This is a genomic window from Geomonas sp. RF6, from assembly GCF_021044625.1.
Taxonomy (GTDB): domain Bacteria; phylum Desulfobacterota; class Desulfuromonadia; order Geobacterales; family Geobacteraceae; genus RF6.
The window spans coordinates 60,985-73,809 of sequence record NZ_CP087999.1; the positions used below are offsets into that span (position 1 = coordinate 60,985).

The following is a 12,825-nucleotide window of genomic DNA, read 5'->3' on the forward strand; positions in this document are numbered from 1 at the left end:
TTCCCCCCCACCCTGGCCGTCCCCCGCAAGGGGGGAGGGGACGAGTCAATCGTCAATCCCCCTTGCAGAAGGGGCCGGGCCAGTCACCCGACCCCTCTGTTTCGACATCCGCCGCATTGCCGGCACCTTCCCCCTCTCAGAAAAACTCCCGCAGGTTCTCGTCGATCCCCTTCAGCGTTTCGTACCAGAACTCCCGCGCCGCCTCCACCTTGTCCTTCTCGAACTTCTCCAGCCATTCTCCCAGCCGCGGGTCGGTGACGCCGTCCACATCCCTCTTCCTCTTCAAAAAGGAGTGCAGGAAGTCGATGTTGTACGCCGACTCCCAGAAGACGGGGCAGTTGCGACTGTTCAGCCGGCTGGCGAGGACCTCCAGCGCGTGCAGGAACGGCTCCCGCGCCTGGTACAGCCCCTCGACCGCCTCAGGGAGCATCTCCTCGGCCCAGCCGCGGTGAAAACGGCAGGTGCCGAGATTGTCCATGATCAGCTCCTTCTTCATGCGCTCGGCGCACATCCTCCCCAAGGTGCGCGGCGGGACGAAGTCGTAGCTGTAGATCATGTAGTACTTCCCCATGATGGCCATCGGCGCAAGGACGCCGGAGACCCAGTACTGGTTCGGGACCATCCAGCCGCGACGGCTGAAGGCGATGTATACCAGGCGGTCGTGCAGCGCCACCCCTTTCCTCCGGGAGTGGATCCGGCTCCACTTGCGCACCCCCTCACGAAAATCGAGAATGCCGCGGCGCTCGAGTATGGCGTCGATAAGCTCGCAGCCGAGCTCCGCGTTGTGCATGGAGTCTCCGACGAGGTCAAATCCGGAAAACTCCCAGCGCGGCACCCTGGTCACGCCGAGCTCCTCCGGGGTGACCTGCCCGAGGTCGAGGAGGTCCATGAGCCAGGCCAGCACTCCGCCGCCGGATATCGCGTCGAATCCCATGGCGTCGCAGTGGTGGTTCAGCTTCTCGGCGGCGCGCTGGTCGAAGATGCCGCACAAAGGCCCCATCGTCTGGTACGGCTCGTAATCCTTCTTGAAGCCGCCGCTCATCTTCTTGCACACCGCCGCGCACGGCTCGCCGCAGGTCGCCTGCTGTTTGGGGGTTATCGTCTCCTCGTTGAACTGCTTCAGGTAGTGGTCGACCACAAACTTCTTGTGCAGCGCCTGGCGCTGTTCTTCCGTCCAGTACATGGTGCGGTAGTTGAACCCGATGATCTTTCCTCCCACCGTCGCGTAGTTCGCCCCGAAGGTGCCGCCCGTGTGCAGCTTCTCGTCGTAGCGGTACTTCGTGGTCGCCTCCAGGTCCTTCTGCATGAGGCGCATGTTGTACTTGTTCTGGAACCATTCGTCCGCGACCTTGCGGTCCCGGAAGTCCTCTTCGATGGTGGTCCCTCCGTAGATGATCGCCACAATGCCGTGGTTTTGCACCATGGCGCTCCCCAGCCCCCCGCGCCCCGCCCAGGTATCCACGAAGCTGATCTTACCGTTCGTGATGGGGACGGACATTATCCCCCCCATGTCGGTGTGCAGTGCCGCAGGACCCGCCACGAGAATCCGGGGGTCGGTCTCGTAGCGGCTGCCGAACATCTGGTACACACGGTCGGTGAGGGAGTACACCCCGGTGCGCCCCGTCTTCCAGATCTCCTCCGCATCGACCGGGACGACGTCGACCTCGATCTCCTCGCCGTGGTTTCGATTCAGGCACAGCACCGAGAGGACCGGCGCCTTCCCCACGAGACTCAGCATGTTGAGCCCCAGGTTGTTGAAGACGAGGCCGGCACCTCCCATGGAGCTTATGTAGTACCCCTGCCAGCAGGGGGAGAACCCGGTAAGGACCAGTCGGTTCGAGCCGGGAAAGATGGAGCCCGCAAAAACACCGACACCGAAATTCAGGCTGCGGTACTCCTCCACCAGGTGTACCCCCAGGTCCACCGGGCCGAAGTACCGGTCGAAGGTGTACTTCCGCGTCTTGTAGAAACCGCTCCCGGCATCAACCAGGAGCACCCGCTGAAACATGTTCATCTCGCACCTCTATGGTCGGCGACTCGCGCCTGCGCCGTCACCCCTCCCGGTTCCCCCTGAGATCGATGATCTCCATCCTGTTGTGGGCTTCGGGGTGCCTGCGGGAAGGGCCTTCCGTGACGATGGCCAATTCCTCCTTCATCTCGTGGCTTTCCATCCACTTCGTGACGTAGCGCTCCCAGTCCTCCGGGTGCTCGCTCTCGTACACCGGATAGACGCCGTAGGAAAAAGAGAGGTTTCGGCAGGTAAGCTCGCTGGAGCTGACCGCGGTGATCCACACCGGCATCCTGAAAAGGGAGAGGCTCCTCGCCGTCGCGCCGCTGCGGGTGGGGACGAAGACGGCGGCCGACGAGGCGTAACGGTAGCTTGCCTCCACCGCCACCGCTATCAGGTGCGCGGGCTTCAGCGCCCCCTTCAGCTCCACCCCCTTGAAGAGCTCCCGGACTTTCACCGGGTTCCTGCGCGGCTCCACGGCGGCCGCAATGGAGGCGAGCATCGCCACCGCGTCGACGGGGTAGCGCCCCATGGCGGACTCGGCGGAGAGCATGACGCAGTCGGTGCCGTCGAGGATGGCGTTTGCCACGTCGGTTGCCTCGGCACGGGTCGGGCGCCTGTTCTCCGTCATCGACTCGAGCATCTGCGTCGCCGTTATCACCGGCTTCGCGCGCCGGTTCGCCAGCCGCATGAGATCCTTCTGGATGACCGCGATCTGCTCTATCGGCACCTCCACCCCGAGGTCCCCGCGGGCGATCATGATCCCGTCCGAGGCGTCGAGGATGTCCTCCATATTCTCCAGCGCGTTGCTGCGCTCTATCTTTGCGATGATGAAGGGATGATAGTTCAGCGCCTCCGCCGCCTTGCGCACCGCACGGATGTCGTCGCCGCTCTCCACAAAGGACTGGCTCACCGCGTCTATCCCCTGCTCGGCTGCGAAGCGCAGGCACTCGTGGTCGCGTTCCGTAAAGGCGCTGATCCCCAGGTCTATTCCCGGGAGGTTCAGCCCCTTTCGGGAGCGGAGCTCGCCGCCGACGACGACCGTGCAGGAGACCTCCTCACCCTGCACCGAGTCCACCTCAACCTGGATGGTGCCGTCGTTCAGATAGAGGGCATCCCCCGGCTTCACTGCCTGGGGAAGACGTTTGAAGGAGACGGAGACCCTCCCCTGGTCGCCGACGATCTCGGCGGTGGTGAGGACGAAGGGGTCGCCGGGGTGCAGCTCGATAGGCTCCTCCTGGAAGGAGCCGATGCGCATCTTCGGGCCGGAAAGATCCCCCATGATGGCGAGGCGCCTTCCTGTGTCGCGCGAGGCGGCCCGCAGGTTCTCGATGACCCCCTTGTGCGCCGACAGGTCGCCGTGGGAAAAGTTGAGCCGCGCCACGTTCATGCCGGCAAGGAGCATCTGCTCCATCGTGCCGCGCGATGTCGAGGCGGGTCCGATCGTGCAAACTATTTTCGTCTTGTGGTCGGGGAGTTTCACACTGTACCTCCTGCTCTTGTTCCGAAGGGTGCGCCTGACGCCCCCTTCCTGCCCCCCCCTCTTTCAGAACATCTCGGCGGGCTGCCCGGTGCACGCAAGCACGCTGCACCAGAGCCACCCGTCCTGGTCGATCTTCTTCCTCTTTTCCGTCGCCAGGGCAATCGGGACATGGGTTATCTGGTGGTTCCACACCCCCACCACCATCCCGGTGCGCCCCGCCATCCCCGCGTGCACCGCGCTGTGCCCCAGCAGCAGGCAGAGAGCCGAGTCGTGCGCATTGGCGGGCTGGCTGCGAATGATGTAGCTCGGGTCGATATACTTCAGATTTATCTCGCTGCCGCTCTCGGCAAAGTGCTTCTTTATGGCGTCCCGGAGAAATATCCCGATGTCGCCGAGCTTCACGTTTCCGGAAGCGTCGCGCCCCCCCTGCTGCACCAGTTCCTGCCCCGCCCCTTCAGCCACGACGACCACCGCGTGTCCGCGCCGTTTCAGGCGCTGCTCGAGGGCACTCAGAAACCCCGGCAGGGTAAAAGGGACCTCCGGCACCAGGCAGAAGTTCGCCGCGCTCTCCACCAGTGTCGCATACGCCGCGATGAATCCGGAATCCCGCCCCATAAGCTTCACGAGCCCGATCCCGTTTCGGGCGCCGAGCGCCTCTGTGTGGGCCGCGTAGATCGCCCGCTGCGCCTCGGCGACCGCCGTCTCGAAGCCGAAGCTGTTCTGGACGCAGGAGATATCGTTGTCGATCGTTTTCGGTATCCCTATGACGCTTATCGCTTTCCCCTGGCGCCGCGCTTCCCTGGAGATCGCCCCCGCTCCCTTCAGCGTGCCGTCTCCGCCGATGGCAAAGAGTATCCCTATCTCCAGTTCCGCCAGCATTTCCACCATCTCGACCGGGTCCTGCGGTCCCCGTGAGGATCCGAGAATCGTCCCTCCCAGGTCCCCTATATCTGCCACCGATTCCGGGGTGAGCTGAAGGGGAGCGATGCCGTTGCGCTTCACCACCCCCTCGTAGCCGTAACGAAAACCGTAGATCTTCCTGACTCCGTAGTGGTGGTTCAGGCTCAAAACGACCGCACGTATCACGTCGTTGATCCCCGGGCACAGACCTCCGCAGGTGACGATGCCGCAGGCAATGGAGGAGGGATCGAAGAAGATTTTTTCCCGCGGCCCCGCCAGCTCCAGGGTAGGGGGGGGAAGGCCCCTGTCGCGATACCCCTCAATATCCTCCGCCCTGCAGTGGTACAGTATCCGTTCGCTGTCGCCGGTAAAGCGCCCCACCGGCATAGGGGAAGGGAAGCGGCACTCGCCGAGCCTCTCAATGGTAAAGTCGAAAGATTCACCAGTCATTGATCCTCCTCGGGTCGTGCCGGCCAGGCCGCTTCACGCCACGCCCCCTCCTATGCGGTGCACACCACTATTGCCAGGGACCTCGGGGGGAGCTCGTAGCTCGTGCCCATGACCTCCCGTGCATCTTCCATCGAAGCGATGTCGTCGGGAGACGGAAGTGAGGTATCCACGAAACGCCGCCACCTTCTATCGGTACGGGGCACGGGGGGAAGCTCGAAGCGCAGGGAGTTCCACCAGGCATTGACCATGATGTGAAAGACATTTTTCCCCGTCATGCTCCAGGCAGTCAGGGCGATACTGTGCGAGTCGTCGCCGAAGTCGGGTCGGCCGAGCTCTACCCCGTGCCATTCGAGCCTCGCGTTCCTTAAGAGCTCGTCCAGGGGGAGGTCGGGGTCCTGGACGGCGATCTCCCTCTGCAGGCGCGCGGCGATGAGGAGACGCACGAAGCGGTGCACGTCCGGGTGCTCCTGCACCCCTCTCCAGTCAAACCACCCCGTCTCGTTGTCCTGGCAGTATGCGTTGTTGTTCCCCTTTTGGGTGCGGCGGACCTCGTCCCCCATGCACAGCATCGGGGTCCCGAGGGCGAGGAGGGTGATGGCCAGGAAGTTCTTCACCTGCCTGTTGCGCAGCGCCTCCACCTCCGGGTCGTCGCAGGGGCCCTCCACGCCGCAGTTCCAGCTCCGGTTGTCATCGCAGCCGTCCCTGTTCTCTTCGCCGTTCCCCTCGTTGTGCTTCTCGTTGTAGGAGACGAGGTCGTTCAGGGTGAAGCCGTCATGGCAGGTCACGAAGTTCACGCTCTGTTCCGCCTCGCGCCTTTCGTGCCCGTAAATGTCCGGGCTCCCCAGGAGGCGGGAGACGAAGCGGGAGACGGTGCCGCGATCCCCCTTCCAGAAGCCCCGCACATCGTCCCGGAACCGGCCGTTCCACTCTTTCCAGCTGTCGCCGATGAAGGAGCCGACCTGGTACAGCCCCGCCGCGTCCCACGCCTCGGCAATGAGCTTTATCCCCGCAAGCGCCGGGTCGGTCTCGATGTCCCACAGTATCGGCGGGTTCTCCAGCGGGCGCCCCTTCTCGTCGCGGGCGAGGATGGAGGCAAGGTCGAAGCGGAAGCCGTCCACATGCATCTCGCTCACCCAGTGGTGCAGGCTGTCGAGGATAAGGCGCCGGACGATCGGGTTGTTGGCGTTCAGAGTGTTGCCGCAGCCGGTGTAGTTGCAGTACCGCTCGCACTCCGGCTCCAGGATGTAGTAGAAGTTGTTCGCCACCCCGCGGTAGCAGAAGGTCGGTCCCCGGTGGTCCCCTTCCGCCGTGTGGTTGAAGACGACGTCGAGGATTACCTCTATCCCCGCCCTGTGCAGCGCCTTCACCATGTCGCGAAATTCGTCCAGGGGGCCGAGCGCCCCGGGACGGGAGCTGTACTGGGCGTGGGGGGCGAAAAAGGAGACGGGGCTGTACCCCCAGTAATTCACCCGGCCGGAGGGGGCGTCCCACGGATCGAACTGGAAGACGGGCAGCAGCTCCACGGCGGTAATCCCCAGCTCCTGCAGGTACGGGATCTTCTCCACGACTCCGGCATAGGTGCCGCGCCTCTCCTCGGGAAGGGCCGAGGAGGGGTGGCGGGTGAATCCACCGACATGCAGCTCGTAGATCACCGTCCGCGAAAAGGGGCGCTTCAGGGGGGCGTCCCCTTCCCAGTCGTAGGCGCGCGGATCCGCGACGACGCTCTTCATGGCGACGGCCGCATTGTCCCCCGCCCCGGAGGCCGCGCCGCGGCTATAACCGGCAGGAAAGGCGACCGCGCGTCCATACGGGTCGATTAGGAGCTTGTCCCGGTCAAAGCGCAGCCCGAGCCGCGGCTCGTTCGGCCCGGTGACTCGGTAGCCGTAAAACTGCCCGGGCTCCGCTCCGGGAACGAAGGTATGCCAGTAGTGGTAGCTACGATTCCCCCTGGGGATGAGGGTCACGGTGCGGGAGGGGGTGCCGTCGTCCGCCCTGTCGAAGATGAGGAGCTCGACGCCGGTGCAGTCCCTCGAGAAGAGGCTGAAATTGACCCCGCCGGGAAGGACGGTCGCCCCCAGAGGCCAGCTGCTGCCCCTCCCCCCCCTGGCACCCTCCACTGCATCCCCCCCCTCTCGATTCCCTCTCATGGCTCCGCCCCCGTGCCCCTTTGCAGGACAAATTCAAGAAATACCCATTCGTGTGATCTGAATCATTTTCCACTTGCACCTTACTAAAAATATTATATTTTTTTAATCGTAATGCAATTGCACACTGTAGCTGAAGCCTTTGTATCTGCCTACTTCCCGCTCCTCACACGCACTGGCAACGACACCGCAAAGCAAAAAAAAACACATCAAAGGAGAACGTCATGAAGAGAGCATTTTCAGTGGGAATGCTGTTACTGGTCGCGGCATCTGCTCTTCAACTGGCCGGCTGCGGAGGGAGCTACCAGGCTCGCAAGGTCGACGTGGAGCGCGCCACCCTCGTCAACCCGAGCATGCTGCAAAAGGGGGAGAAGGATCAGGCTCTGTTCCGCTACGTAAACCCGAAGGCGGACCCGAAGAAGTACACGAAGATAATGATCGATCCGGTCATCGTCACAAAGGATGGGGAACTGGACGCGAAGGAGATGCAGAACTACCAGACACTCGCCAACAACGCCTACGTCTACCTGAGGGAGGAGCTCGGGCAGGATTTCCAGATCGTTACCCAGCCTGAGCCCGGGACGATGCGGGTCCAGATGGCGATAAGCGACGCAGACAGCTCGAAGCCGGTGCGCAACACCCTCTCCACCGTCATGCCGATCGGCATGGGCCTCTCGGCGGTGAAGTACGCAGCCACCGGGAAGCAGTCAGGGGTCGGCGAGATTACCTCGGAGATGAAGATTACCGACGCCACCACCGGCGAGCTGCTCGGCGCGGCGCTTGACCGCAGGGTCGGCGGAAAGACCCTCACCAAGCTGTGGAGCAGCTGGTACAACGCGGACGAAGCGCTGAAGTACTGGGCAAAACGCCTGCGCTTTGTCATGTGCGACATGCGCGGCACCGGCAACTGTACGCCGGTCGATTAGCATCGAGCTTTGCTGCTGCCGACTCCCCCTTCCTCTTTTTCAAGAGCCGGCAGCAGCGCGAAAGCGGGGAAGATTCAGGGGGGCGGCGTGATGCATCCGACCGAGCTCACCATTGAAAAGGCAGACGACGGCACCCTCCTTCTTACCATAGCCGGCGACTGGCAGCTCACCGCCATGCACCCGTCGGCAGATGCCGTACTCTCCGAACTGGCTCCCGGCGCCCCCACAAAACACGTCACCTTCGCTACCGCCGGCCTCCAGAGATGGGGGAGCGGCCTCCTCGTCTTCCTCGCCAGAATCTTTGAAGCCTGCCGCAAGAACAGCATCGCCGTTGACCAGTCAGGACTCCCCTCCGGTGTCCGGAAGCTCCTTGCCCTCGCCGCCCCCGACAACCAGCGCTCCGGCGTCACCCACGGCAGTGCCCGCCCCCCCTTCCTGGAGCGCGTGGCGGATCTTGCCCTGAACCAGGTAAAGGGGGGAAAGCTCCTCCTCGCCTTCCTCGGCGAGGTCACCCTCGCCTTCTTGAAGATGCTGCGGGGGAAGGGGGATTTCCGGCGCCTCGACCTCCTCGTCACCGTGCAGGAGACGGGCGCCCAGGCGCTCCCCATCGTTACCCTGATAAGCCTGCTGGTGGGGATGATCCTCGCGTTTGTCGCCGCCATCCAGCTGAAGCTCTTCGGCGCGCAGATCTATGTGGCGGACGTGGTGGGGATCGGCGTGGTCCGGGTCATGGGAGCGGTCATGACCGGAGTCATCATGTCCGGACGGACCGGAGCAGCCTTCGCCGCGCAGCTTGGCACCATGCAGGTGAACGAGGAGATAGACGCACTGGAAACGCTCGGGTTCTCCTCGGTGGAATTCCTCGTGCTGCCGCGCCTTCTGGCTCTCATGCTGATGATGCCCCTTCTTTGCGTCTATTCCGACCTCATGGGGGTGATCGGGGGGATGATCGTGGGGGTGGGGATGCTCGACCTCGGCGTCATGGAGTACATTAACGAGTCGCAGCGCGCCCTCAACCTGACCCACTTCCTCGTCGGCCTCTTCCACAGCTTCGTCTTCGGGATACTGGTGGCGGTATCCGGGTGCCTGCGGGGGATCCAGTGCGAGCGGAGCGCCTCCGCCGTCGGCTACGCCGCCACCTCGGCAGTCGTCACCAGCATCGTCTGCATCGTCATCGCAACGGCGGTGATAACCCTTTCCTGCCAGGTGCTGGGGCTATGAACGGAGCGGCTCAGGAAAAATCAGCGAAGGATGCGGCCATCGTGGTGAACGGCCTCGAGATGTCGTACGGAAGCTTCGTCCTCATGCGCAATCTCACCTTCACCATCAACCGGGGGGACATCTTCATCATCATGGGGGGGAGCGGCTGCGGCAAGAGCACCCTCCTGAAGCACCTCGTGGGGCTCAAGCGGCCGGCGAAGGGGGAGATCCTATACGACGGCCTGAGCTACTGGACCGCGGAGCCGGAGGTGCAGGATTCCCTGAAGCGCCGCTTCGGAATCCTCTTCCAGAGCGGGGCGCTCTGGAGCTCCATGACCCTTGGCGAGAACGTGGCGATGCCGCTGGAGCAGTACACGACGCTGCCACCGGCCCAGATACGGGAAGTGGTGTCCCTGAAGCTTGCCCTCGTCGGGCTCGGCGGCTTCGAGGACTTCTACCCATCGGAGATAAGCGGCGGCATGAAGAAGAGGGCGGGGCTTGCCCGCGCCATGGCGCTCGACCCCGACCTCCTCTTCTTCGACGAGCCCTCCGCCGGGCTCGACCCCATAAGCGCGCGCCTCCTGGACGACCTGATCATAGAGCTCAGCGAAAGCCTGGGGACCACGGTCGTGGTGGTAACCCACGAGCTTGCCAGCATCTTCGCCATCGGCACCAACTCCGTCTTTCTCGATCCGGAGGTGAAGACGATGACCGCCGCGGGAGATCCGAAGCTGCTCCTGAAGGAGTCGCCGGACCCGAAGGTGGTGAGTTTCCTGACACGGGGGGAAGGGGCTCCGGCGCGGTAGGGGGACAGCGGAAAAGGGGGTTCCAATGGGCACTAAGGTCAGCAAGGTATCGATCGGCGCATTCGTCCTCGGGGCCGTCGTCCTCCTTGTCGCTGCGGTACTGGTCTTCGGAGCCGGCAAGTTCTTCACGAAGCAAAACACCTATCTCACCTATTTCGAGGGGTCGGTAAAGGGGCTGAACGTCGGCTCCCCCGTCACCTTCCGCGGCGTGAAGGTCGGCTCCGTCTCCGATATCAGCATCATCATGGACGAGTCGACTAAGGCCCTGAAGATTCCGGTCGTCTTCGTCATCGACCCCGCCAAGTTCAAGGGTACGCGCGCCGAGTTCCAGCGCGGGGACCCCAGCAGCATCAAGAGGGCCGTGACGACCTACGGCCTCAGGACGCAGCTCCAGTCCATGAGCTTTGTGACGGGGCAGCTCATGGTCGCCCTCGACTTCTTCCCCTCCAAGCCCGCCAGGTTCGTCGGTCTCATCAAGACGTACCCGGAGATCCCGAGTGTCCCTACCCCGCTCGAGGAGCTGCAAAAGACGGTGCAGGACCTTCCCCTGAGGGAGATCGTGGAGAACCTGAACCGTGCCATCGCCGGGGTGGACCGGGTCATCTCCTCCGTCAACGTGGAGAAGACCACGAAGAACATCGACGTGGCCCTGCAGGACATCCAGGGGCTGGTGCGCAACCTGAACGGCAGGGTAGGTCCCCTCACCGAGAGTCTCGCGAAGACCTCCGAAGAGGCGCAGGCGACCCTGAAGGAAACGCAGGAGACGGCGGTCGTCGTGCGCGGAGGGATAAAGGAGCTGGCCGCCTCCACCCAGAAGACCCTGGAGGCGGCGCAGACTGCCCTGAAACAGTCGGAACACACGCTGCGCTCTTACTCGGACGACTCGGAGATGATGGCCCAGATGGACAGGACGATGCGCGACCTCTCGGCGATGACCCGGTCGTTCCGGCAGCTCTCCGATTACCTGGAACGCCACCCGGAGGCCCTGATCCGCGGCAAGGGGAGCGAAGGAGGTCGTGATGGCAGGTAGATTCCCGCTGCTGGCCGGAAGCATTGCCGGTGCCCTTACCCTCTGCCTCGCCGGCTGCGCAAGCTCCCCCCACACCCGCTTCTACACCCTCCATCCGGTCGGGGAGCGGCAGGTCGAACGGACTGCCACGCCGGCCGCCCCGGTGTCGGTCTTCGTCAGGCCGGTCGACATCCCCGATTACCTCGACCGCCCCCAGATCGTGACGAGGAGCGGTCACAACGAGCTGGTGCTCGCGGAATTCGACAGATGGGCCGGCTCGCTGGCCGACGACATCACGGCGGTCGTGGCGGAGGACCTTTCCCGGCTCCTCGGGACGGAGAGGGTCTACAGCAATCGTAGTGTGCAGGGGGAGAAGGCGGACTACACCGTCGCGCTGCGCATTCTCCGCCTCGACTGCACCCCCGGCGAATCGGTCTTCATGAGAGCCCAGTGGCTGGTCCGCTGCCCAGGTGAGGGGAAGAGCGTCTCCGTGCAGGGGGGCACCTTTACCGCCCCGGTAAAGGATCGCCAGTACCAGACGGTCGTCGCCGCGGTGAGCAAGGTGCTGGAGCAGGTAAGTATCGCCATTGCGCGGGATATAGCCCCGGCGGAGAGAGCGGCCGATAAGACTGGAGCCCCCAGATGACAGCAACGACAGAAAACCAGGACGTGGTACGCATCACGCTCGCGGTCCTCTTCATCGTCGTCCTCATCAGCGCCTGCTTCTCCATACTGCGCCCCTTCCTCACCGCCCTCGTGTGGGCGACGATGATAGTTGTGACGACGTGGTCGCTGATGCTGCGGGTACAGGGTCGCCTCGGCGGGAAGCGCTGGCTCGCCGTCACCGTCATGACCCTCGGGCTCCTCCTCGTCTTCATCATCCCCTTCGCGCTGGCTATCGTCGCGATCGTCGGACGCGCCGACGACGTCGTCGCCCTCAGCAAGTCGCTCGCCGCCCGCCCCCTTCCCCCCCCGCCGGAATGGGTAGAGAGGCTCCCGATCGTCGGGGGAAAAGTGGCGGCGCGCTGGCACACCTTTGCGGCGGCGAACCAGGCGGAACTGTCGGAGCGCTTCGCCCCCTATGTGAAGAGGGTGGTAGGCTGGCTCATCACACAGCTCGGCGGCCTTCTCATGATGGTCGTGCAGTTCCTTCTGACCACGATCATCAGTGCAGTGCTCTACGCGGGGGGGGAGCAGGCCGCGAAGGGGGTCTGTCTCTTTGCCCGGAAGGTGGGGGGGAAAGACGGTGAAGCAGCGGCAGTTCTCGCCGCGAAAGCGGTCCGCGGTATCGCCCTCGGGGTGGTGGTCACCGCGATCATTCAGGCGATTCTCGGAGCGATCGGGCTGACGGTGGCGGGGGTCCCCGCGGTGGGGATACTCACCGCCGTCATGTTCGTCCTCTGCGTCGCCCAGATCGGCCCCGGCCTCGTCCTCTTCCCGTCGGCGGGGTGGCTTTACTGGAAAGACGAGCCTCTCTGGGGGACGATCCTCCTCGTGTGGGCCTTCCTGGTGGGCATCGTGGACAACTTCATCCGCCCCTTCCTCATCAAGAAGGGAGCCGATCTCCCCCTCGTCCTGATCTTCGCCGGCGTCATCGGCGGGCTGATCACCTTCGGCGTCATCGGGCTCTTCATCGGTCCGGTCATGCTGGCGGTGACCTTCACCCTCCTGAAGGCGTGGGTCCTGGAAGGGACGGACGGAGGAATGGAAGAAGCGGTGCAGGAGGCTGACGAGCCCGCGGTGGAAGCCGCGCCTGTGGTGGAACGGGGGCGACACCCCCTGTAGAGGGAGCCGGGGGCGAGGCCGATCGAGTGGCTCGCCGCGTCCCCGGACGGAGCGGGTTCTCCATCGATGACGAAGTAAAGCTCGAAAGCGTGATGACGCCGACGCAAACGATCG

10 protein-coding genes are annotated in these 12,825 nt (G+C 64.0%); 6 read left to right on the plus strand and 4 right to left on the minus strand.

Translation table 11 applies throughout. The annotated features are described in order from the left end of the window. Positions 1–136: 136 nt before the first annotated feature. From LPW11_RS00280 to glgX, 4 genes are all read right to left on the minus strand, one after another. Complete coding sequence (locus LPW11_RS00280; RefSeq protein ID WP_230996127.1) at positions 137–2,014, minus strand: aldehyde ferredoxin oxidoreductase C-terminal domain-containing protein; 1,878 nt, start codon at positions 2,012–2,014, stop codon at positions 137–139. Positions 2,015–2,051: 37 nt separating this feature from the next. Further along, the gene (pyk, locus tag LPW11_RS00285; protein ID WP_230996128.1) at positions 2,052–3,491 is read right to left on the minus strand and encodes a pyruvate kinase; all 1,440 of its coding nucleotides are present in this window, start codon (positions 3,489–3,491) and stop codon (positions 2,052–2,054) included. Between the two features lie 63 nt (positions 3,492–3,554). Then, positions 3,555–4,841 carry an ATP-dependent 6-phosphofructokinase gene (locus LPW11_RS00290; RefSeq protein WP_230996129.1) on the minus strand — a complete coding sequence of 429 codons (1,287 nt, stop codon included), beginning with the start codon at positions 4,839–4,841 and terminating at the stop codon, positions 3,555–3,557. Positions 4,842–4,891: 50 nt separating this feature from the next. Then, positions 4,892–6,988, minus strand: a complete 2,097-nt coding sequence (glgX, locus tag LPW11_RS00295) for a glycogen debranching protein GlgX (RefSeq protein WP_230996130.1) — start codon at positions 6,986–6,988, stop codon at positions 4,892–4,894. Positions 6,989–7,209: 221 nt separating this feature from the next. On the opposite strand from glgX, the gene LPW11_RS00300 reads away from it, so the two are divergent. From LPW11_RS00300 to ydiK, 6 genes are all read left to right on the plus strand, one after another. Next, a complete protein-coding gene (locus LPW11_RS00300; protein ID WP_230996131.1) occupies positions 7,210–7,911 on the plus strand; it encodes a DUF3313 domain-containing protein in 702 nt (233 codons plus the stop codon). Between the two features lie 90 nt (positions 7,912–8,001). Beyond that, entirely contained in the window at positions 8,002–9,132 is a 1,131-nt protein-coding gene (locus LPW11_RS00305; protein WP_230998348.1) for an MlaE family ABC transporter permease, read from the plus strand. Continuing rightward, a complete protein-coding gene (locus LPW11_RS00310; RefSeq protein WP_230996132.1) occupies positions 9,129–9,917 on the plus strand; it encodes an ABC transporter ATP-binding protein in 789 nt (262 codons plus the stop codon). Before LPW11_RS00305 ends, LPW11_RS00310 begins: the two co-directional genes overlap by 4 nt. Before the next feature lie 25 nt (positions 9,918–9,942). Next, the gene (locus LPW11_RS00315) at positions 9,943–10,947 is read left to right on the plus strand and encodes an MlaD family protein (protein ID WP_230996133.1); all 1,005 of its coding nucleotides are present in this window, start codon (positions 9,943–9,945) and stop codon (positions 10,945–10,947) included. Beyond that, entirely contained in the window at positions 10,937–11,572 is a 636-nt protein-coding gene (locus tag LPW11_RS00320) for a PqiC family protein (RefSeq protein WP_230996134.1), read from the plus strand. Before LPW11_RS00315 ends, LPW11_RS00320 begins: the two co-directional genes overlap by 11 nt. Further along, positions 11,569–12,711 (plus strand): AI-2E family transporter YdiK, encoded by a 1,143-nt coding sequence (gene ydiK, locus LPW11_RS00325; protein WP_230996135.1) that lies wholly within the window; start codon positions 11,569–11,571, stop codon positions 12,709–12,711. The genes LPW11_RS00320 and ydiK overlap by 4 nt, the downstream gene beginning before the upstream one ends. Positions 12,712–12,825 lie beyond the last annotated feature (114 nt).

Excerpts from the sequence above, each read along its gene's own strand:
- LPW11_RS00320 (WP_230996134.1), top strand. The coding sequence starts at position 10,937 with ATGGCAGGTAGATTCCCGCTGCTGGCCGGAAGCATTGCCGGTGCCCTT.
- LPW11_RS00280 (WP_230996127.1), bottom strand. The coding sequence starts at position 2,014 with ATGAACATGTTTCAGCGGGTGCTCCTGGTTGATGCCGGGAGCGGTTTC.
- ydiK (WP_230996135.1), top strand. The coding sequence starts at position 11,569 with ATGACAGCAACGACAGAAAACCAGGACGTGGTACGCATCACGCTCGCG.
- LPW11_RS00310 (WP_230996132.1), top strand. The coding sequence starts at position 9,129 with ATGAACGGAGCGGCTCAGGAAAAATCAGCGAAGGATGCGGCCATCGTG.
- LPW11_RS00315 (WP_230996133.1), top strand. The coding sequence starts at position 9,943 with ATGGGCACTAAGGTCAGCAAGGTATCGATCGGCGCATTCGTCCTCGGG.
- glgX (WP_230996130.1), bottom strand. The coding sequence starts at position 6,988 with ATGAGAGGGAATCGAGAGGGGGGGGATGCAGTGGAGGGTGCCAGGGGG.
- LPW11_RS00300 (WP_230996131.1), top strand. The coding sequence starts at position 7,210 with ATGAAGAGAGCATTTTCAGTGGGAATGCTGTTACTGGTCGCGGCATCT.
- LPW11_RS00305 (WP_230998348.1), top strand. The coding sequence starts at position 8,002 with ATGCATCCGACCGAGCTCACCATTGAAAAGGCAGACGACGGCACCCTC.
- LPW11_RS00290 (WP_230996129.1), bottom strand. The coding sequence starts at position 4,841 with ATGACTGGTGAATCTTTCGACTTTACCATTGAGAGGCTCGGCGAGTGC.